Origin of the sequence: Streptomyces sp. R-07, from assembly GCF_049913175.1 — a bacterium.
Lineage (GTDB): Bacteria > Actinomycetota > Actinomycetes > Streptomycetales > Streptomycetaceae > Streptomyces.
The window spans coordinates 4,420,848-4,439,773 of sequence record NZ_CP183978.1 but is presented as its reverse complement, the minus strand read 5'-3'; the positions used below and the strand labels follow the sequence as shown (position 1 = coordinate 4,439,773).

The 18,926-nt window shown below is 71.7% G+C and carries 22 protein-coding genes; 10 read left to right on the top strand and 12 right to left on the bottom strand.

Annotation, left to right across the window (positions count from 1 at the left end):
- Position 1 precedes the first annotated feature (1 nt).
- From metK to ACN9M0_RS20295, 10 genes are all read right to left on the bottom strand, one after another.
- Complete coding sequence (gene metK / locus ACN9M0_RS20340) at positions 2–1,210, bottom strand: methionine adenosyltransferase (RefSeq protein WP_366040675.1); 1,209 nt, start codon at positions 1,208–1,210, stop codon at positions 2–4.
- Entirely contained in the window at positions 1,207–1,458 is a 252-nt protein-coding gene (locus ACN9M0_RS20335) for a phosphopantetheine-binding protein (RefSeq protein ID WP_399701026.1), read from the bottom strand. Before ACN9M0_RS20335 ends, metK begins: the two co-directional genes overlap by 4 nt.
- 17 nt (positions 1,459–1,475) lie before the next feature.
- Positions 1,476–1,931: a holo-ACP synthase gene (acpS, locus tag ACN9M0_RS20330; RefSeq protein ID WP_366040673.1), complete on the bottom strand. Its 456-nt coding sequence runs from the start codon at positions 1,929–1,931 to the stop codon at positions 1,476–1,478.
- 1 nt (position 1,932) lies between these two features.
- On the bottom strand, positions 1,933–2,844 hold the full coding sequence (locus tag ACN9M0_RS20325; protein ID WP_366040672.1) for a hypothetical protein: 912 nt from the start codon (positions 2,842–2,844) through the stop codon (positions 1,933–1,935).
- Positions 2,845–2,883: 39 nt separating this feature from the next.
- Positions 2,884–3,777, bottom strand: a complete 894-nt coding sequence (locus ACN9M0_RS20320) for a diiron oxygenase (protein WP_366040671.1) — start codon at positions 3,775–3,777, stop codon at positions 2,884–2,886.
- A 27-nt stretch (positions 3,778–3,804) separates the two neighbouring features.
- Positions 3,805–4,848 carry a class I SAM-dependent methyltransferase gene (locus tag ACN9M0_RS20315; RefSeq protein ID WP_366040670.1) on the bottom strand — a complete coding sequence of 348 codons (1,044 nt, stop codon included), beginning with the start codon at positions 4,846–4,848 and terminating at the stop codon, positions 3,805–3,807.
- Positions 4,845–5,687 (bottom strand): class I SAM-dependent methyltransferase, encoded by an 843-nt coding sequence (locus tag ACN9M0_RS20310; protein ID WP_426403996.1) that lies wholly within the window; start codon positions 5,685–5,687, stop codon positions 4,845–4,847. Before ACN9M0_RS20310 ends, ACN9M0_RS20315 begins: the two co-directional genes overlap by 4 nt.
- A 98-nt stretch (positions 5,688–5,785) precedes the next feature.
- Complete coding sequence (locus ACN9M0_RS20305; protein ID WP_366040678.1) at positions 5,786–6,325, bottom strand: MaoC family dehydratase; 540 nt, start codon at positions 6,323–6,325, stop codon at positions 5,786–5,788.
- 105 nt (positions 6,326–6,430) lie between these two features.
- Positions 6,431–7,597 carry a trans-sulfuration enzyme family protein gene (locus tag ACN9M0_RS20300; protein ID WP_426403995.1) on the bottom strand — a complete coding sequence of 389 codons (1,167 nt, stop codon included), beginning with the start codon at positions 7,595–7,597 and terminating at the stop codon, positions 6,431–6,433.
- 82 nt (positions 7,598–7,679) lie between these two features.
- Positions 7,680–9,116, bottom strand: a complete 1,437-nt coding sequence (locus ACN9M0_RS20295) for an MFS transporter (protein ID WP_366040667.1) — start codon at positions 9,114–9,116, stop codon at positions 7,680–7,682.
- A 145-nt stretch (positions 9,117–9,261) separates the two neighbouring features.
- Here ACN9M0_RS20295 and ACN9M0_RS20290 point away from each other — a divergent pair, with 145 nt between their 5' ends.
- The 4 genes from ACN9M0_RS20290 to cpt all read left to right on the top strand — a co-directional run bounded on the left by ACN9M0_RS20290 (position 9,262) and on the right by cpt (position 12,349).
- A complete protein-coding gene (locus ACN9M0_RS20290) occupies positions 9,262–10,059 on the top strand; it encodes a hypothetical protein (protein WP_426403994.1) in 798 nt (265 codons plus the stop codon).
- A gap of 136 nt (positions 10,060–10,195) precedes the next feature.
- Positions 10,196–11,398, top strand: a complete 1,203-nt coding sequence (locus ACN9M0_RS20285) for a Cmx/CmrA family chloramphenicol efflux MFS transporter (protein ID WP_366040665.1) — start codon at positions 10,196–10,198, stop codon at positions 11,396–11,398.
- Between the two features lie 35 nt (positions 11,399–11,433).
- The gene (locus ACN9M0_RS20280; protein WP_366040664.1) at positions 11,434–11,742 is read left to right on the top strand and encodes a putative quinol monooxygenase; all 309 of its coding nucleotides are present in this window, start codon (positions 11,434–11,436) and stop codon (positions 11,740–11,742) included.
- Between the two features lie 85 nt (positions 11,743–11,827).
- A complete protein-coding gene (gene cpt / locus ACN9M0_RS20275; RefSeq protein WP_399701045.1) occupies positions 11,828–12,349 on the top strand; it encodes a chloramphenicol phosphotransferase CPT in 522 nt (173 codons plus the stop codon).
- A gap of 96 nt (positions 12,350–12,445) precedes the next feature.
- Here the strand turns inward: cpt and ACN9M0_RS20270 are convergent, their stop codons facing one another.
- Entirely contained in the window at positions 12,446–13,156 is a 711-nt protein-coding gene (locus ACN9M0_RS20270; protein ID WP_426403993.1) for an AfsR/SARP family transcriptional regulator, read from the bottom strand.
- Positions 13,157–13,463: 307 nt separating this feature from the next.
- On the opposite strand from ACN9M0_RS20270, the gene ACN9M0_RS20265 reads away from it, so the two are divergent.
- The 6 genes from ACN9M0_RS20265 to ACN9M0_RS20240 all read left to right on the top strand — a co-directional run bounded on the left by ACN9M0_RS20265 (position 13,464) and on the right by ACN9M0_RS20240 (position 18,395).
- Positions 13,464–15,890, top strand: a complete 2,427-nt coding sequence (locus tag ACN9M0_RS20265; RefSeq protein ID WP_399701014.1) for a S8 family serine peptidase — start codon at positions 13,464–13,466, stop codon at positions 15,888–15,890.
- A 48-nt stretch (positions 15,891–15,938) separates the two neighbouring features.
- Positions 15,939–16,121, top strand: a complete 183-nt coding sequence (locus ACN9M0_RS20260) for a hypothetical protein (protein WP_366040660.1) — start codon at positions 15,939–15,941, stop codon at positions 16,119–16,121.
- Positions 16,122–16,175: 54 nt separating this feature from the next.
- Positions 16,176–16,376, top strand: a complete 201-nt coding sequence (locus ACN9M0_RS20255) for a hypothetical protein (RefSeq protein ID WP_366040659.1) — start codon at positions 16,176–16,178, stop codon at positions 16,374–16,376.
- A gap of 86 nt (positions 16,377–16,462) precedes the next feature.
- Positions 16,463–16,663, top strand: coding sequence for a hypothetical protein (locus ACN9M0_RS20250; protein WP_426403992.1), 201 nt, complete (start codon positions 16,463–16,465; stop codon positions 16,661–16,663).
- A gap of 73 nt (positions 16,664–16,736) precedes the next feature.
- A complete protein-coding gene (locus ACN9M0_RS20245; RefSeq protein WP_366040657.1) occupies positions 16,737–16,964 on the top strand; it encodes a hypothetical protein in 228 nt (75 codons plus the stop codon).
- A gap of 81 nt (positions 16,965–17,045) precedes the next feature.
- Entirely contained in the window at positions 17,046–18,395 is a 1,350-nt protein-coding gene (locus tag ACN9M0_RS20240; RefSeq protein WP_366040656.1) for a hemopexin repeat-containing protein, read from the top strand.
- A gap of 257 nt (positions 18,396–18,652) precedes the next feature.
- Here ACN9M0_RS20240 and ACN9M0_RS20235 read toward each other — a convergent pair whose 3' ends face one another.
- A complete protein-coding gene (locus ACN9M0_RS20235; protein ID WP_366040655.1) occupies positions 18,653–18,922 on the bottom strand; it encodes a DUF4031 domain-containing protein in 270 nt (89 codons plus the stop codon).
- Positions 18,923–18,926 lie beyond the last annotated feature (4 nt).

Here is an 18,926-nt window from a genome sequence, read left to right as displayed (position 1 = left end):
CTCAGACCCCCGCTGCCTTCTTCAGGGCCTCCACGCGGTCCGTGCGCTCCCAGGTGAACTCGGGGAGCTCCCGGCCGAAGTGGCCGTACGCCGCCGTCGCCGCGTAGATCGGCCGCTTGAGGTCCAGGTCGCGGATGATCGCCGCCGGCCGCAGGTCGAAGACCTCGCTCACGGCCTCCTGGATCCTCTCGTCCGGCAGGGTCCCGGTGCCGAAGGTCTCCACGAAGAGGCCGACGGGCTCCGCCTTGCCGATCGCGTACGCGACCTGTACCTCGCAGCGCTTCGCCAGACCGGCCGCGACGACGTTCTTCGCGACCCAGCGCATGGCGTACGCCGCCGAGCGGTCCACCTTCGACGGGTCCTTGCCGGAGAAGGCGCCGCCGCCGTGCCGGGCCATCCCGCCGTACGTGTCGATGATGATCTTCCGGCCGGTGAGTCCGGCGTCGCCCATGGGGCCGCCGACCTCGAAGCGCCCGGTCGGGTTGACCAGGAGCCGGTAGCCGTCGGACTCCAGGCTGACGCCCTCCTCGACGAGCTGCTTCAGGACGTGCTCCACGACGTACTCGCGGACGTCCGGGGTGAGCAGGCCCTCGACGGAGATGTCCGCCGCGTGCTGCGAGGAGACGACGACCGTGTCGAGACGGACCGGGCGGTCCCCGTCGTACTCGATGGTGACCTGCGTCTTGCCGTCCGGGCGCAGGTACGGCACGGTGCCGTCCTTGCGGACCTCGGTCAGCCGCCGCGACAGACGGTGGGCGAGCGCGATCGGCAGCGGCATCAGCTCGGCCGTGTCGTCGCAGGCGTAGCCGAACATCAGGCCCTGGTCGCCGGCGCCCTGGGCCGCCAGCTCGTCGTCCACTCCCTCGACGCGGGCCTCGTGGGCGGTGTCGACGCCCTGCGCGATGTCCGGCGACTGCGCGCCGATGGACACCGACACGCCGCAGGAGGCGCCGTCGAAACCCTTCGCGGAGGAGTCGTAGCCGATGTCGAGGACGGCGTCGCGCACGAGCTGGGCTATCGGCGCGTACGCGGAGGTGGTGACCTCGCCGGCGATGTGGACCTGACCGGTGGTGATCAGCGTCTCCACGGCGACCCGGGAGTGGGGGTCCTCGGCGAGCAGCGCGTCGAGGATGGTGTCGCTGATCCGGTCGGCGATCTTGTCGGGGTGGCCCTCGGTCACCGACTCCGAGGTGAAGAGGCGGCGGCTCATGCCTGGACCTCCACGGGGGCCTTGAAGAAGTGCTGCTCGATGGCGCCGAGCGTGCGGATGGAGTCGACCTCCAGGGTCTCCATCTGGATGGCGGTGCCGCTCTCCTGCTCCAGCAGGAAGACGAACTCGACGAAGGACAGCGAGTCGATGAGCCGGTTCTCGATCAGGTCGAGGTCGGACGCGATGTCGTCGCGCTCGGGGTGACGCTCGAGGATCCAGTTCTTCACCGTCTGCAGGCCGTCGGCCATGGTTGCTCTCCTTTTCGCTACTGCTCGATTGAGGTACTGGACACGGAGGGGGTGGGGGCGACGATCGGGGCGGCCACGGCCACCGCGTAGTCCACGTCGTGGCTGATGGACACGGTGATCTCGGTGATGCCGGACTGGGCGGCCATCTCGGCCGCGGGCCCGTGCAGCTCCACGAGCGGCCAGCCGCCCTCGGAGCGCCGCACGACGATGTCCGGCCAGGGCAGGAACCTGCCTCTGACCCGTAAGGTCTTGAAGGCCGCTTCCTTGGCCGCGATCCGCCCGCACAGGCTCAGGACGTCGAGCCCGGAGGAGGTACGGCAGTCGGCGAGCTCGCCGGGGGTGAGCATCCGCTCGAAGAACCGCTCCCCGTACTGGGCGAGGAGCCTGCGGACACGGTTGACGGACACGATGTCCATGCCGAGGTTCGCCCACCCCAGGCCGCCCGCCGGCGGGGCGGCGGGACGGGCCGGCACGTCAGATCACCGGCCCGGCCGCGCCACTCGCCCCGGCCGGCAGCGGGGCACCGGCCTCGGCCCGCATGCGGGCGTTCGCGTCGAGGACCGCCCGGGTGGCGGACTCCCAGTCGCCGTGGCGGCGGGTCAGCGCCGACAGCCAGCGCTCGAGTCCGAAGGCGACACAGCTGGTGAAGGCCGGTCCGCCGGTCGACTCCAGGGTGATGTCGCAGCGGTCGCCGAAGAAGTTCCGGTGCGTGTTGACCGAGGCGATCGCCAGGTCCTCGTACAGGAACTCGTACTTCACCGGGGTGAGCCGCTGGAGGACCGCCTTGGAGCTGCCCTTGTCGAAGAAGGGGTCGCAGGCGGCCTCCTTGCGCAGCGGCAGGTCGAGCGCCGCGGCGAAGGCCTGGATGCGGGTGGTGAAGTCCGCGAGGTGCGTCTCGGCGTGCTCGCGCCCACCGATGGCGACGATCTCCCGCATGCGGAAGCCGAGCTGGCGCCGCATGCCCTCGTAGTGGGTCTCCTTGCGGAAGCACCAGGAGCAGATCGTCACGAGGGTGTCGTCCGCGACCTGGGTGCCCTGGTGGTCGAGGTAGACGGCGTAGCAGGACGCCGAGGGCAGTCCGAGCGCGGCGGGTTCGAGCGCCTCGCTCGGGAAACGGCCGGCGGCGGGGTCGAAGGGCGTGGTCGCGCGGCGCTCCAGGTCGAGCGGGGTGGCGACGACGGCCTGGTGGGGGAAGTTGTCGTAGTAGTCGAGCTTCGCCAGGTCGGCGGCGGGCAGGAGCGGGGGCATGGTCATCGGGCGGGCGCCCGCGGCCACTCCCCAGCCCTCGAAGGTGTCGTCGAGGAGCCGCAGCAGGCGGGTCCCCTCCGGGCCGAGGGAGGGCAGGCCCCTGGTCTCCCCGACGGTCTCGGGGGTCGTCACGGTCATGATCTCTTCACCTCTCGGGTGGGAGGTCGCGCGGGCGCCTCAGACGACGGGCAGGGTGTCGTCGGAGAAGATCCCGGTCTTCAGGAAGAAGGCGAGCGGCTTGCGGATCGCCTTGCGCTCGTGGGGGCGGCGGGACGCGTCGGCGACCAGCGCGTTGCGCAGGGCCAGCGGGTCGGCGATGCCGGCGTCGCGGTAGACGTGCGGGTTGTAGAGGGAGTTGATGCTGTAGACGACGTACCGCTTGAGGTACGCCTCGACCTCGCGGACCCGCTCGGCGCTGACGGCCTGGCACATCCGGCCGTACAGCAGGGAGACCAGCTCGCGCCCGAAGGCGATGTGGCGGGACTCGTCCTGGTGGTGGATGCGGTTGACCTCGCGGATGGTGTGGCAGAGGGAGTCGTCCTTCGCCATCCGGGAGTTGTAGTGGTCGACGAGCTCCTCGAAGAAGAGGATGCGGGTGAAGACGAGGAAGTTCTCGACCTCCGGCTCCCAGGCGGCGTCGGCGCGCATGGCGGTGGAGCCGTAGATCTTGTGGCCGTAGCGCCGGCAGAACTCGGAGAAGAACCACATGTGTTCGTTCTCCTCACCGATGAAGTGGTGGAAGAAGTCCGAGGGAACCTCGAAGCCGGGCATGTGGATGCGGCCGACGACCTCGATGAGGAGCTCGCGGATGCCGTGCACGTTGAGGCTGTAGAAGTTGATGGACTCCCACTTCGACAGGCGCTGAAGCGTTTCCTCACCGAGGGTGTCGTAGTGCTCGGTGCCGTAGACGGTGAGCAGCTCCGGCGTCATCCAGAAGCGGTTCTCCTCCAGCGTCTCGGGCCACTGGAAGGTCTGGTACGGGTTGTAGTAGTCCTCGACCGAGCGCTCGCTGAGACGCTCCAGGACCTCCATGAACCGGTCGGTGACCGGCAGCGGAGCGATGGCGGTCATGTGGTTGCTCCTTGTGACGTAGGGGAGTTAAGGACGGACTTCATAGACCGCGTTCACGGGGGTCTCGGTGGCGCGCCGCCAGCGGGTGAAGCCGGCCTCCTCGGCGATGGCCCGGAAGGCCTTCTCGCCGGAGTGGTTGCCGAGGGCGTGCGGGCCGCGCTGGGCGACCGCGACCGGCAGGCACATCACGGCGGACAGGGCCATGAACATGCGGGCGGCGGGGGTCTGGGTGTCGATGTCCTGCGGGGAGACGTTGGACTCGACGAGCATCCAGGTGCCGTCCGCGTCGAGGGACTTGTGGACGTGCTGGGCGGCGGCGACCGGGTCGCCCATGTCGTGCAGGGCGTTGAAGAAGCACACCAGGTCGTAGCCGGAGCCGGGGTAGTCGTCGGCGGAGGCGACCTCGAAGACGACCCGGTCGGAGAGACCGGCCTCCTCGGCGAGCTCCCGCGCGATCGAGATGGCCTCCTCCGAGTAGTCGAAGCCGTGGACGGTGGCGTTCGGGAAGGCCTTCGCGATGAGGAGCGTGGTGTGGCCGACGCCGCAGCCGACGTCGGCGACCGTGCCGCCGTTCGCCAGCTTGTCGGTGACCTCGTGCAGGGCGGGCAGCCAGTCCGGGACGAGCTTGTGCTCGTACGTGGGCTGGAAGAAGGAACCCATGCCGGTGTCGAGGGCCGCGTCGTGCTCGGCCCAGCCGACGCCGTCGCCGGTGCGGTACGCCTCGACGAGCAGGTCCTCGGTGGCGTACAGCGCCTTGAGGGCGGTGAAGAACCCGGCGGCGTAGGTGACGGCCTTCGGGTCGGCGAGGACCTCGACGTGGTCGGCGGGGAGCGTGTACGTGAGGGAGCTGGGGTGCCGCTCGACGTACCCGGCGGACAGCTGCGCGTGCAGCCACTCCTCGATGTACCGCTCGTCGGTGCCGGTCTTCTCGGCGAGTGCGGCGGCGGTCAGCGGACCGCTCTCCGCGAGGGCCTTGTACAGGCCGAGGCGCTCGCCGAGGGCGACGGTCAGGCCGCGGACGGCCGCGCCCGCGTCGGTGATGACCCGCTGGTGGAAGTCGTGGGCGCTCATGCGGCCTTCTCCTCCTCGTACGTCGGCAGATCACACGTGAACAGGAAGGAGCGGGGCACGCGCGGCACGGAACGGGCCGGCACCGGGTAGGGCCAGCGGTCGAAGGCGGCGCCGTCCTCACCGGGCTGCCTGACCTCCCGTACGGCCCAGCCGCAGTCGGCGAGCAGCGCCTCGGGCTCCTCGGTGCCGAACAGCCACGGGTTGCCGTCCTCCTTGAGCGCGCTCATGAAGGTGCGGGCCAGCGGGTTCTCCAGGGCGGACTTCGAGATGACGTCGCCGAGCAGCACGGAGCCGGGCGCGGCGTGCGCGGAGAGCGTCGATATGAGGGTCCGTACGGCCTGCTCGGGCAGGAAGAACAGCAGGCCCTCGACGACCCACAGGACGGGTTCCTCCCTCTTCCAGCCGGCCTCCTTCAGGGGGCCGGTCCAGTCCTGGGTGAGGTCGACCGGGATCGGGACCCGGGTGCGTCCCGCGGGCTGCGGCTCGTCCTTGAGCATCTCGGCCTTGGCCTCCAGGAGGGCCGGGCGGTCGAGCTCGTAGACGGTGACGCCGTCGGGCCAGGGCAGCCGGAAGAAGCGGGTGTCCATGCCGGCGGCGAGGAAGACGACCTGCCGGATGCCGCGCTCCTCCACCGCCTTCACGATGGCCCGGTCGAGGTAGGTGGTGCGGATCGCGAGGAACGGCACGATGCCGCCCCCGTCGTAGCGCGCGAGCAGTTCGAAGCCGATCTCGTCGGCGACGGTGCGCGCGTAGGGATCGGCGAACAGCCGGTCCTCGCGCTCGGTCTCCAGGGCGCGCGCTGCGGCGGTCCACTGGGCGGTGCGGGATACGGCCTCCACAGGAGGTCCCCCTTCACTTGGGTTTCGGAGATACGGACGGCCGTGCTCAGGGGCCTGGTCCGCCGGTGACGAAGGACGGTTCGTCAGGCGGAGGGTGGTCAGGCGCTCATGACCGGGACACAGGTCTTGGCCGGTCGCACACAGGCGACGGGATCCTCGGCCGCGGGCATCGACGACAGATGGCCGGCCTCGGCGTCGGCGGGACGCCGGCGGAAGATGCTGTGCAGGATCATGCTGAACACGGCCGTCCCGTCGGCGGCCACGAGCGTGCACCGCGGCTTGACGGTGCCGGTGGCGGGATTGAACGGCGACGGAGTCGCGCCGAGGACCTCGACGCGCGCGGTGAGGACGTCGCCCGGGCGGACGGGCCGCAGGTAGCGGACCTCGTCGATGCCGGGCGAGCCCGTACAGGCGCTGTAGGCGAGCAGTCCGTCGACGTAGCGCCGCATGAACATCGCCTGGGTGTGGAACCCGCTCGCGATCAGACCGCCGAACGGGGAGTCCTTCGCGAGCTCGGGGTCCGTGTGGAAGGGCTGCGGGTCGAAGCGCCTGCCGAACTCCAGCACCTCCTCCGCCGTGACGGTGACGGTGCCCAGCTCGTGGACGTCGCCGGGCCGGAAGTCCTCGAAGTAGCGCATCACGCGCCCCCCTTGACCTAGGAGTCAACGTTTCCTGGCATCACCCAATCTACGAATCGACCATTTATTTTGTCAACCCAAAAGAAGGCCCCTTGGGGCCCTTCGTCACAGCGCTTGCTCCAGGTCGTTCCATATGTCCTCGACGTCCTCGATGCCCACCGACATCCGCACGAGACCGGGGGCGATCCCCGCGGCCTCGAGGGCGTCCGCGTCCAGCTCGCGGTGGGAGGTGGACGCCGGATGGGAGACGAGCGTCTCCACACCGCCGAGCGACAGCGCGAGCTTCGCCAGCCGTACGCGCTCGATGAAGGCCCTCCCCGCCTCCCGGCCCCCGGCGAGCTCGAAGGAGAGCAGCCCGCCGCCGCCGGCGAGGACCTTCCGGGCGGTGTCGTACGAGGGGTGGCCGGCCCGCCAGGGGTAGTGCACGGCCGTGACGTCGCCGCGGGCCGCGAAGAGCTCGGCGAGGGCGGCGGCGTTGGCGCAGTGCTCGCGCATCCGCAGGGGCAGCGTGGGGATCCCGCGCAGCGTGAGCCAGGCCGCGAACGGGTCGGCGCAGGCGCCGAGTTCGACCGTGCGGGGCCACACCCGGCGACGCAGGGCGTCGTCCGCGAAGACGGCGGCGCCGCCCAGGACGTCCGAGTGCCCGGAGAGGTACTTGGTGGTGGAGTGCACGACGATGTCGGCGCCGAGCTCCAGGGGGCGGCACAGCACGGGCGAGGCGAGCGAGTTGTCGACCAGGCTCGTCACCCCGAGGGCGCGGGCGGTGGCCAGCAGCCCCGGCAGGTCCGGGACCTGGCCGGTCGGGTTGGCGATCGTCTCCAGGACGAGGAGCCGGGTGGCGGGGTGGACGGCGGCGGCCTCCAGCTCGGCCGGGTCGTCGCCGGATATCCGTACGACCTGGATCCCGTACCGCTCGGCCAGGTCCGACAGGACGGCGTGCGTCCCGCCGTACAGGCAGCGCTGGGCGACCACCCGGTCGCCGGGCCGCAGGAGCGAGAGCAGGACGCCGCTGAGAGCGCCCATTCCGGAGGCGAAGGCGATGGCCCCCTCCCCGCCTTCGAGCCCGGTGAGGGTCTGCTCCAGGGCCCGCACGGTCGGGTTGCCGCGGCGGCTGTAGACGTACCGCCCGTCGGGGTCGGCCATCGCGTCGGCGAGCTCGGCGGCGGAGTCGAAGGCGAAGGCGGAGGACTGCACGAGGGGCACGGAGAGCGGCCAACTGCCGTTCTGGAAGGGCTCGTTCACGATGTGTACGGCACGGGTGTTGAGTTCCACGACGTTCCTTCCTTCATGGGTACGGGAAAGGGGCCGCCCGACGTCCGGGGAAGGACATCGGGCGGCCCCTTCGGGGCGGGGGTCAGGCGGAGACCTTCTCGCCCTGCGGAGCGGGGGCGGCGGCCTCGGCCGCGACCACCTTGTCGCTCTTCATGACGAGGAGGGTGACGACACCGCCGACGGCGGCGATGATCGCGGCGCCGATGAAGGCGGACGAGAAACCGTCCGTCAGCTTCGGCAGGTTGCCGAGCTGGTCGGCGCCCTGCGACATGGCGACGGCGGTCAGCGCGGCGAGGCCGAGCGCGGAGCCGACGTTGTAGGTGGTGTTGACGATGCCGGAGGCGAGACCGGCCTGCTCCTGCGGGGCGCCGGACATCGCGGTCATCATCGTCGGGATGTAGGCGAGGGACATGCCGAGCGCGGCGACCAGCGAGGCCGGCAGGACGTCGACCAGGAAGGTGCCGGTGGGCTCGACGGCGGCGAGCCAGACCAGACCGGCGGCGAGGACCAGCAGACCGCCGGCGATGAGCGGCTTGGCGCCGACCTTCATCATGAGCCGGGCCGTGATGGCCGTCATGAAGATCATGAGGAGCACGGTCATCGGGAGCAGCGCGGCACCGGACTCGAAGGCGCCGAAGCCCAGGACCTGCTGGAGGTACAGGTTGAGGAAGTACCACATCGGGATCCACGCGGCGCCGAGCAGCGTCATCGCCAGGTTGGCCGAGCCGAGGCGCGGGACCCGCCAGACGCTGAGCGGCATGAGGGGCTCGCGGATGCTCTTCTGGACGACGAAGAAGAGGATCAGGAGGACGGCGGCGCCGGCCAGCTCCAGGATGGTGGCGGTGGCGCCCCAGCCGACCTCGGGAGCACGGACCACGGCGAACACGGCGAGCGCGAGACCGGCGGTGACGGCGACGGCGCCGAGGATGTCGACGGAGCCCCGGCGGGACTCGACGTTCGGGAGGATCTTGGTCGCGGCCAGGGTCGCGAGGCCGATCGGGATGTAGATGATGAAGACCCACTGCCAGCTCACCCACTCGGTGAAGACACCACCGAGGAACACGCCCGCGGTGCCGCCGGCGGGGGCCGCGGCGCCGTAGAGCGCCATCGCCTTGCCGAGCTCCTTCGGGTCGTGCATGAAGAGCATCATGAGCAGGGTCATGGCGGAGGGCGCGATCAGCGCACCGCCGACACCCTGGACGGCGCGGCCGACGATCTCGACCCAGGCGGTCTGCGCGGCGGCGGCCACGACCGAACCGGCGATCATGACCGCCCAGCCGGAGACGAAGATCTTGCGGGCTCCGACGAGGTCGGAGAGGCGTCCGCCGAGGAGCAGCAGACCGCCGAAGACGATCACGTAGGCGTTGAAGATCCACTGGAGCTCGCTCTGCGAGAAGCCCAGGTCCTTCTGCATCTCGGGGAGCGCGACCCCGATGATCGAGGTGTCCATGATGACCATGAACTGAGCGGCGGCGAGCACGACAAGTGCCCACCAGCGCCGGGGATTGACGGTTGACATTGCCCTGACCCTTCACTCGCTGCTGCATACCCCTAGGGGGTACTTGTGCGGAGCACCGTAGCATACCCATGGGGGGTATGTAAGAGTGAGATGAGGGCGCGTGGGAAGCACTCCCTCCGCACCCCCGGCCGGGCAGAATGCCTCCATGACCGCCGAGGAAGAGCACGAGCCGACCGCCGAGCCGACCGCCGGGGAGGCGAAGAGGCCGACCGCCGGGGAAGCGCAGGAGCCGACCGCCGGGGAGACGCAGGGGCCGACCGCCGGGGAAGCGCACGGGCCGACCGCCGAGGAGGCGAAGGACCTGCTCCAGCGCTGGAACGCCACCCTGCGCGCCGCCCGCGCCGGCCGCGAGGGCCCCGACCCCGCCCTGTACGGCCGGAACCTGCTGGCCCGCTGGGCCGAACCCCAGCGCCGCTACCACACGGTCGCCCACCTCCGGGCGGTCCTCGACCGCATCGACGAGCTCGCCGACCAGGGCGGGGAGGGCGGCGAGCTGGAACTCGTACGACTCGCCGCCTGGTTCCACGACGCGGTCTACCGGCCGGACCGCTCCGAGAACGAGGAGCGCTCGGCACTCCTGGCCGAGAAGGCCCTCACCGAGGCCGGCCTCACCCCGCACGAGGTGGCCGAGGTGGCCCGCCTGGTCCGCCTCACGACCTCCCACGACCCGGCCACGGGCGACCTCAACGGCGAGACCCTCTGCGACGCGGACCTCGCGATCCTGGCCAGCGCCCCCGATACGTACGGGGGGTATACGGCGGCGGTCCGCGAGGAGTACGCCTTCGTCCCCGAACCGGCCTTCCGCGAGGGCCGCGCCACCATCCTCCGCCACCTCCTCGGCCTCCCCCGCCTCTTCCGCACCCCGTACGGCGCGGCGGTCTGGGAGGAGCGGGCCCGGGAGAACCTGGAACGCGAACTGGCGGAGCTGACGGCCGGGACGTGACGTCTCACATCCCGAGAAGTCCGCCGATCATGGAATGACAGGCACAAACCACAGGTTGACGCATGTCATGCCGTCTTCCTCAGCCGCGCACCCGACACCCGCCAGGCCCGCCCGCCCTTCCATACCCCCCACCCGTATGCCCCTGGCCGTCTACATCCTCGGCCTGTCCGTCTTCGCGCTCGGCACCAGCGAGTTCATGCTCTCCGGACTCCTGCCGCCCATCGCGGAGGACATGAACGTCTCCATCCCCCGCGCCGGGCTCCTCATCTCCGCCTTCGCCATCGGCATGGTCGTCGGCGCGCCGCTGCTCGCCGTCGCCACGCTCCGGCTGCCCCGCAAGACCACCCTGGTCGCCCTGATCAGCCTCTTCGGGCTCGGACAGGTCGCCGGCGCGCTCGCGCCGAACTACGCGGTGCTCTTCGTCTCCCGCGTGGTGAGCGCCCTCGCCTGCGCCGGCTTCTGGGCGGTCGGCGCGGCCGTCGCCATCGCCATGGTGCCGGTCGGCTCCCGCGCCAAGGCGATGGCCGTCATGATCGGCGGCCTGTCCATCGCCAACGTCCTCGGCGTCCCCGCCGGCGCGTTCCTCGGCGAGCACCTCGGCTGGCGCTCCGCGTTCTGGGCGGTCGGCGTGGCCTCCGCGATCGCGCTCGTCGGCGTCGCCACCCGCATCCCGCACATCCCCCTCCCCGAGACCCGGCCCCGGCTCAAGAGCGAACTGGTCATCTACCGCGACCGGCAGGTCCTGCTCTCCGTCGTCATCACCGCGCTCGCCGCCGGCGGTGTCTTCTGCGCCTTCTCCTACCTGGCCCCGCTGCTCACCGACGTCTCCGGCCTCGACAAGAGCTGGGTCTCCGCGGTCCTCGGACTCTTCGGCATCGGCGCGCTGATCGGCACGTACATCGGCGGCCGGGTCGCCGACGCCCACCTCTTCGGCGTCCTCCTCAGCGGCATCACCGCCTCCACCGTCTTCCTGGTGGCCCTGGCCGTCCTCGCCCCCAGCCCGATCGCCACGGTCCTCCTGACCTTCCTCCTCGGCGTCTCCGCCTTCTACACCGCCCCGGCCCTCAACGCCCGCATGTTCAACGTCGCCGGCGCCGCCCCCACCCTCGCGGGCGCCACCACCACCGCCGCCTTCAACCTCGGCAACACCGGCGGCCCCTGGCTCGGCGGCTCGGTCATCGACGCCGGCCTCGGCTACGCCTCCACTGCCTGGGCGGGCGCCGCCATGACCGCCCTGGGCCTGGCGACGGCCGCGGTGGCCCTGAAGCTCCACAAGTCCCCGTCCCGCGTGGTGACTTCGGGAGCGCCCCGGGAACAGAAGGTCGTATCGTCCCGCTGAACCGATCGAGAAGTGCGCGACCAACGGGGGAAACCATGAGCGCCACCCGCACCACCGCCGTCACCGTCATCGCCCGGCTCCGAGCAGCGGCCGGGAAGGAAGAGGCCGTGCGCGAGCAGGCGTTGGCGCTGGTCGCCCCCACGCTGGCGGAACCGGGCTGCCTGTCCTACCGGCCGTACCAGGACCCGGTCGAGCCCGGCTCCTGGATCGTCGTCGAGGAGTGGGCCGACCGGGCGGCCTTCGAGGCGCATCTGAGGAGCCCGCACCTCGCGGCGGCGATGGCGGCCGGACCGGAGCTGCTCAGCGGTCCGCCCGAGGAGACGGTGCTCGTACGCGTCGGCTGACATGCGGTGCGGGGCCGGACCGCGTCGGCAGAAATGCGGTGCGGGGCGGAACCGGGTTGTCTACGGTGGCCCGGTGACGACGCGGATGATCATTCTCAATGGCGGGTCCAGCTCGGGGAAGTCCGGGATCGTACGGTGCCTGCAGGCCGTACTGCCCGATCCCTGGCTGGCGTTCGGGGTCGACTCCTTCATCGACGCCCTGCCCGCGACCATGCAGGCCTCCGACGACGGGATCGTGTTCGACGCCGACGGCGGGGTCAGCGTCGGAGCGGACTTCCGGGCCCTTGAGGCCGCCTGGGCCGGCGGGCTCGTGGCCATGGCCCGGGCCGGCGCCAGGATCGTCGTCGACGACGTCTTCCTCGGCGGGGCCGCCTCCCAGCAGCGGTGGCGCGAGGCCCTCGGCGACCTGCCGGTCCTGTGGGTCGGCGTCCGCTGCGAGAGCGCGGTCGCCGAGGGGCGGGAGATCGCCCGCGGGGACCGGACCAACGGAATGGCCGCGCAGCAGGCACTGATGGTGCACGAGGGCGTGGAGTACGACCTGGAGGTCGACACGACGCGCACCGAGTCCCTGGAATGCGCCCGCGCGATCGCCGACAAGCTGGGCTGACACCGGCGCGATCACCGACAAGCCGGGCTGACACCGGCGCGATCACCGACAAGCCGGGCTGACGCCCGCGCCGTCGTCGCCGAACCGGGTCGGCTGTCACGCCGACGTGAGGTCCTGGACCAGTCTCGTCATCAGCGGGGACGGCTCCACCTCCAACTCCCGCCACAGTAACCGCTGGTACTCCTTGTAGCGCTTCACCGCGCAGGCCGTGTTGCCCTCCGCGATGTGGATCTCTATGAGGATGCGGTGCGCCGTCTCCCGGATCGGGTCGATCGCGGTGGCCGTCAGCGCCGTCTGCAGAGCCGCCAGGTACTCCCCGTCCCGCCGCAGCCTCTGCGCCAGCCCCTCCAGGGCGTGCAGCCGCAGCTGGTCCCAGCGCTCCCGCTCCAGGACGAGCCACTCGTCCGGCCATCGCGGCAGCAGCTCCTCCCCGAGCAGGGCCGAGAGTTCTTCGGGGTCCTCGGGCGGCCGGCGGTCGCCTATCGCGTCCTGGGCCCGGCACCGCGCGCGGTGCAGGTCCACGTCCACCAGGGGCGCGAGCCGCAGCCGGTGGTCCACACACTCCACCGTGGGCAGGGGACCCGCCCGCCGCCCGTGACAGAGGGCGGTCCTGAGGTTCGCCGATGCCCTGCTCGGGCTGCAGTCGGGCCAGAGCCGCTCGGCTGCCGCACCCCGGTAGACGCCGGCCGCTTGCACGGCGAGGAGCGCCAACAGGCGCTGCGCCCCCGAGGGGAGGGGGATGCGGCATCCGGCGTAAGAGAGCTCGAAGGCACCGAGCAGTTCGAGGTATACGCCGTTCGATGACACATCCCTCACTGTGCAACCGGCCGGTGGATCACGCATCCGCGCATCCGCACGTCAAAGCCCCTGCCGTACGCGTCCGGCGCACCGCGCCGCACGGCCGGACAGATTTCCGGAACACGCCCCGGCCCGCTTTCCCACCGGGGCTGACCGGCGGCCAGACGACCCGTCGAACAGTCCGGCAACGCCCTGGAAACGCTCCGGGGACGCCGCTTGCACATTCCGGGTGACGAAGCGCCGACAGCGGCATCCCAAGGTGGGACCGAGAAGCTTTCCGCACGCGGTGCCCTCGGGCACGGAAGGCAGGTCCGAGATGAAGCCTCGGGCAGTCCTGGGAGAACTCCGCCCACGGCCGGACGAGCCGTACGGCGACCCTCGGGTGTGCGTCGCCCTGCTCGACGGCCCCGTGGACCTGTCCCACCCCTGCTTCGCCGGCGCGGATCTGACGCGCCTGACCACGCTGGTGCAGGAGCCCGCGGGCCCCGGCCCGATGTCGCTGCACGGCACCCACGTGGCCAGCCTCCTGTTCGGGATGCCCGGCACCCCGCTCACCGGGCTCGCCCCGCACTGCCGCGGCCTGATCCTCCCCGTCTTCCGCGACGGCGGAGACGGCCGGGTCCCCCAGATGGACCTGGCCCGTGCCATCGAGCGCGCCGTCGAGGAAGGCGCGCACGTCATCAACATCAGCGGCGGCGAACGGGCCGACACCGGCCAGGCCGACGCCCTCCTCGAACGGGCCCTGCGGCTCTGCGAGGACCAGGGCGTCCTGGTCGTGTCCGCCGCCGGGAACGACGGGGCCGACACCCTCCAGGTCCCGGCCGCCGTCCCCTCCGTCCTGGCCGTCGGCGCCGCCGCGGCCGACGGCTCCCCGCTCGACATCAGCAACTGGGGCGGCGCCTACCGGACCCACGGGATCCTCGCCCCCGGACAGAACATCGAGGGCGCCGCTCCCGGCGGCGGCCTCGCCTCCCTGACGGGGAGCAGCTTCGCCACCCCCCTCGTGGCCGGTACGGCGGCCCTGCTCGTCGCGGCCCAGCTGGCCGGCGGCGGCACGGCGGACCCGAAGGCCGCGGGGCACGCCCTGCTCGCGACGGCCACCGCTCCCGCGGACTGCGCCGACCCGGACACCCCTGCCTGCCGTCGCGGACTCGGCGGCAGCCTGGACGCCCCCCGGGCGTACGCCCTCGTCACCACCAGGAAAGAGGAGACAGCCGTGACCACTCCCGCAGCCGCCCCCACGCCGTCCGAGGCCCCGGCGCCGAACGTCGCCCCGGCCGCGTACGAGACCCCCGCGTCGTACGGGACCCCCGCGGCGCCCGTCGCACCCGCGGCGCCGGCACCCGCACAGCCCGCGGCCCCCGCACCGGCGGCCCCGCCCGTACCGGCGGGCATCGCTGCCGACGGTGGCGCGCCTCCCCCGCCCCCGGTCCCGCCGGCGCCGACGGCGCCGCCCGCGGCGGCACCGGTCCAGGCACCCGCCCCGGCCCTCGCCTCCCCGGCGCCCGCCCCGGCCCTCGCGCCGCCGGTTCAAGCTGTCGCCGCGGCGGCCGCACCGATCCCCGCCGCGCCCCCGGTTCACGCCTCCCTCGCCACCACAAGCGCCGGGGTACGCCCCGCCTGTGGCTGCGGCGGCGACCCGGCCGCGTGCGCCTGCGGAGGCAACGGCGGCGGTTCCCCCCGGCAGTTGATCTACGCCATCGGGACCATCGGCTTCGACTACCCGACCGAGGCGCGCCGCGACAGCTTCCGGCAGCAGATGCCGACCGTCGACGTGACGATCGACGGCAAGCAGGTGGAGCAGTCGCCAGACCCGTACAGTCCCCGCCAGCTCCGCGACTACCTCGCGAACGCCCCCTGGGTCTCCGACAAGGTCACCTGGACCCTCACCATGGACGGCGCCACGGTGTACGCCTTGGAGGCCGAGCCCTCGGTCGGCATGGACTGGAGCGAGCCGCTCGTCCCTCCGGCAGAGGCCCAGAAGGCCCGCAAGGCACCGGACCGCATCGCCAGGGGGAAGGGCAAGACGGACGCCGACCTGTTCCGCATGTTCGCCCATCCGCCGGTGTCGACGGTCTACCGGGTCTTCCGTGACGCCATCGTGGGCCATGCCCTCGACCCGGACAAGGAGGAGGAGCGCCACGGATACATCTCCCGCGTCTCCGTGCCCGGAGTCCTCACCGACCGCACCACACGCCTCTACTCCGGCCAGATCGTTCCGGTGGTCGAGGTGAAGAGCCGCGGCCTGTGGACGTGGAACGAGGCGGCACTGGTCGACGCCGTCTTCGATGAGGTCTCGGGCGAGGCCGACGTGCAGAAGGCCAAGGCCGACCAGTCGCAGCAGAGGGTGCAGGTCCGTGACGACGCGCAGCTGCGTCTGACGATCCGCGCGTTCCTCGACAAGATCTACTACCAGTTCCGCAACCTCGGCCAGACCTCGGCCGACCGCGCGCTGAACTACATGGGGACCAACGCCTTCCTGTTCGGCGACAAGATGAAGCAAGGCCTGCTGTCCGCGAGCAAGGTGCCGGGTTCCACCATGAACCTGTACGCGCTCGACACCATCACCGTCACCAAGAGCCCGTACTGCAGGGTCGGTTCGGACTGCCAGGACGTGAAGGTGACCTTCTACGACCCGGAGGACGAGCGCAGGTCCCGGCTCACGTACCTGTTCACCATCGACGTGAGCGACGAACTGCCGGTCACCCTCGCCCCGGTCCACACGTTCCTCGACTCCAAGTGAAGCGGAGCCGACCGAAGTCCCCGCCGATCACCGAGAGGAGACACCGTCATGGACACCCGCCGAATCCGCCCGGGAGCCATGCCGCTCCAGGCCCGCCCCGTGCACCGCGAGGGCCCGGGAGCCGGAGCCGGGGACGCCCGTAACGGCGCCGAGGCCGCCAGGTCCTCCTGCGCCGACATGACCGGCCCCGCCCGGCAGATGTGCTACGCCGGCCACGGCGTCGACGTCTGACCGGGGACGAGGGACCACCTCGGCGGTCAGCTGAGGAAAGGAAAGGAAACCGCCATGTTCGACGAGACCCACACCACCCAGGACGGCGGCGCCGACACGCCCCGCCGCTCCCCGGCCGGACAGCTCCGGCTCCAGCTGCCGCAGCAGTCCGCCCCCGTCCAGCGCGGCAAGCGCCCCGAGGGCTGGGACACCTCCGGCGGCGCGGCGGCCAGCGGCCTGCTCGGCAGCCTGCTCGGCGACATCATCCCGATCTGAGGCCTCACACCCCGATCCGAGGACCTCACGACCCGACCTGAGGGCCGCACGGCCCGAGGCGGGAGAAGCAGGGAAAGGAGAGCACCATGTTCGACGAGACCCACACCACCCAGGACGGCGGCGCCGAGACGCCCCGCCGCTCCCCGGCCGGACAGCTCCGGCTCCAGCTGCCGCAGCAGTCCGCACCCGTCCAGCGCGGCAAGGTTCCCGAGGGCTGGGACACCTCCGGCGGCGCCGCGGCCAGTGGGTTCCTCGGCGGCCTGCTCAGCCAGGTCCTGCCGATCTGAGTCCCGCGCCACAGGCGGGACCGGCGCCGGCCATCCGTGACCGGCCCGGTCCCGCCCGACCCGAGGAAGAGCCATGGAACGCGATCTGCCGAAACAGGTGCCGGCGGTGGACCGGCGAGAGCACTACCAGCCGTACCGCATCACCGTCACGTTCCTGGAGAACGGGCAGGAAGAGCGCCTGCAGAAGCAGCCGAGAGGCAACTACGGCACTCTGCCGGCGGACCCCCCGCCGCTCGTCCACGGCTACGGCCGCGGCTGGAACTGCGCATCGACGGGCTGCGGGTGGACCGGCGTCCTGTGACGAAGCCTTCGTGAGGGAAAGGGAAGGGAGCGGGTCGCCCGCCGTGCGGCCCGCCCCCGCGGAAAAGGAGCCGAGACCAGCATGGCCACTCTCATCTCTGCCGTCTCCTGGCCGAACGACAAGACGTATCTGTTCCACGACGACGACACCTACGACCGGTACGACTCGGTCACCGGCGTACGCGAGGACTCCGGGCTGCCTCTCTCCAACTGGCCCGGCCTCCCCCGCTCCCCCGACGCCTTCGTCTGGTGGGGCGCGGGCAAGGCGTACGCCTTCCTGGGGACCACGTACGTCCGCTACGACCAGCCGACGGACGGCAGCGCGGACGGCGTCGAGGCCGAGTACCTGCCGCCGCACTTCACCCTGGCGGACAACTGGCCCGGTCTGCCCACCGGAGACGGCGGCGGCCCCGACTGGCGTACCGGCATCGACGCGGCCCTGAACTGGGGGAACGGCAAGCTGTACCTCTTCAAGGGCGACGCGTACGTGCGGTACGACATCACCGCCGACCGGGTGGACCCCGGCTACCCCCGCCCCATCGCGGGCAACTGGACCGGGCTCTTCACCGACGGCGTGGACGCGGCCGCCTATCCGGGCGGCCGGTTCGCCTACTTCTTCCGCGGCGGACAGTTCCAGCGCTTCGACGTCGACGCCGACCGGGTGGACGCGAGCGGCCCCGTGGACGCCTCCTTCCGCCTCGAACCCACCCCCTCCGGAGGCGTGGCCCCCGCCCGCATGCTGACTCCCGCCCAGGCGAACCAGCTCATGGCCGACCTGGTCCGGCGGGGCAGACTGACCCTGAAGAGCCCGGCGTTCGTGGACGGCCCGGCCGGGATCGTGTCACCGAAGCCGGGCCAGCGGGTCGTGGTGAGCCCGCCGTCGTTCGGCGGCGTCCGCTACACGAACCAGATCGCCCCGGCGTCCGCCGTCATCGACAACCTCGACCAGCGCATGCTGATCGCGCTGTACCGGCTGACCCGCTGGGTCACCTCCTCGGCGCCGGACGTCACCGAACTCCTCCACCTGGGGATCGGGCACGGGCAGGGCGCCGCCAACGACTGCCACAACGAGGGCCGAGCGCTCGATCTCTCCGGCCTCGTCGGCACGTTGGACGGGACCTCGTTCACCCGGTCGGTGAAGAAGGACTGGGGCAACCTGCCCCGCCCGGCCGGCGTCAAGGTCCGCATCACCCCCGCCGCGGACGCCCTCGGGTTCGGCCTCTTCACGACCGTCTTCCGGTTCGCGACGTACGAATGCGAGGCCAGGGCGATCGGCGCGGCCAACAAGTGGCCCATGCCGGAACTCGGCGGCACCGGCTTCGTGATCTACCCGGACTACGACCCGGACGCCGCCCCCGGCACCGACAACGCCAAACTGCGCAACGCCCACCAGGACCACTTCCACCTGCAGATCGGCGTGACCCGCAGCTAGGGCCTGTCTTTCGGATCAGGCCGGATCAGGGAGCGGGGCCTGGTGCGTGCGATCGCAAGGCGGAGGAGGGAGTCAACGCGGTGGGGGCACCTCCCAGCGGTAGCTGGGGGACGTTGCCGACTGACGACAACGCGGCGTGGGGGCCCCTCCCGTGCCCGAAGGGCTACGGGGGAGTGCGTGCCAGGCCCCGCGAGCCCGGCATGATCCGGAAGGCAGGCCCTAGGTGCCGTGCGAGGTCAAGGGCAGGCCGGCCCGGGTCAGGCGACCGGCCGCCCCTTCGGCCGCCGGAGGCCCGCCTTCGTGAGGTGCCGGAGCAGTTCCTTCGAACCGACCTCGATCGCGCCCGCCGCCACCGCGTCCGCGTACCGGTCGGAGGGGATGTCGTAGTGGTCCCGCTCGAAGGCGCGGGGCGGGGCGCCGATCGAGGCGGCGAAGGCGTGCAGCTCCTCGAAGGAGACGTCGCTGACCAGGTGCGACCACATGCGGCCGTGGCCCGGCCAGGTCGGCGGGTCGATGTAGAGGCTCACGCGA

Excerpts from the sequence above, each read along its gene's own strand:
- ACN9M0_RS20335 (WP_399701026.1), bottom strand. The coding sequence starts at position 1,458 with ATGGCCGACGGCCTGCAGACGGTGAAGAACTGGATCCTCGAGCGTCAC.
- ACN9M0_RS20285 (WP_366040665.1), top strand. The coding sequence starts at position 10,196 with ATGCCCCTGGCCGTCTACATCCTCGGCCTGTCCGTCTTCGCGCTCGGC.
- ACN9M0_RS20260 (WP_366040660.1), top strand. The coding sequence starts at position 15,939 with ATGGACACCCGCCGAATCCGCCCGGGAGCCATGCCGCTCCAGGCCCGC.
- ACN9M0_RS20290 (WP_426403994.1), top strand. The coding sequence starts at position 9,262 with ATGACCGCCGAGGAAGAGCACGAGCCGACCGCCGAGCCGACCGCCGGG.
- ACN9M0_RS20280 (WP_366040664.1), top strand. The coding sequence starts at position 11,434 with ATGAGCGCCACCCGCACCACCGCCGTCACCGTCATCGCCCGGCTCCGA.
- ACN9M0_RS20240 (WP_366040656.1), top strand. The coding sequence starts at position 17,046 with ATGGCCACTCTCATCTCTGCCGTCTCCTGGCCGAACGACAAGACGTAT.
- ACN9M0_RS20295 (WP_366040667.1), bottom strand. The coding sequence starts at position 9,116 with ATGTCAACCGTCAATCCCCGGCGCTGGTGGGCACTTGTCGTGCTCGCC.
- ACN9M0_RS20305 (WP_366040678.1), bottom strand. The coding sequence starts at position 6,325 with ATGCGCTACTTCGAGGACTTCCGGCCCGGCGACGTCCACGAGCTGGGC.
- ACN9M0_RS20250 (WP_426403992.1), top strand. The coding sequence starts at position 16,463 with ATGTTCGACGAGACCCACACCACCCAGGACGGCGGCGCCGAGACGCCC.
- ACN9M0_RS20320 (WP_366040671.1), bottom strand. The coding sequence starts at position 3,777 with ATGACCGCCATCGCTCCGCTGCCGGTCACCGACCGGTTCATGGAGGTC.
- cpt (WP_399701045.1), top strand. The coding sequence starts at position 11,828 with ATGATCATTCTCAATGGCGGGTCCAGCTCGGGGAAGTCCGGGATCGTA.
- ACN9M0_RS20325 (WP_366040672.1), bottom strand. The coding sequence starts at position 2,844 with ATGACCGTGACGACCCCCGAGACCGTCGGGGAGACCAGGGGCCTGCCC.
- ACN9M0_RS20315 (WP_366040670.1), bottom strand. The coding sequence starts at position 4,848 with ATGAGCGCCCACGACTTCCACCAGCGGGTCATCACCGACGCGGGCGCG.
- ACN9M0_RS20255 (WP_366040659.1), top strand. The coding sequence starts at position 16,176 with ATGTTCGACGAGACCCACACCACCCAGGACGGCGGCGCCGACACGCCC.
- ACN9M0_RS20265 (WP_399701014.1), top strand. The coding sequence starts at position 13,464 with ATGAAGCCTCGGGCAGTCCTGGGAGAACTCCGCCCACGGCCGGACGAG.
- ACN9M0_RS20245 (WP_366040657.1), top strand. The coding sequence starts at position 16,737 with ATGGAACGCGATCTGCCGAAACAGGTGCCGGCGGTGGACCGGCGAGAG.
- metK (WP_366040675.1), bottom strand. The coding sequence starts at position 1,210 with ATGAGCCGCCGCCTCTTCACCTCGGAGTCGGTGACCGAGGGCCACCCC.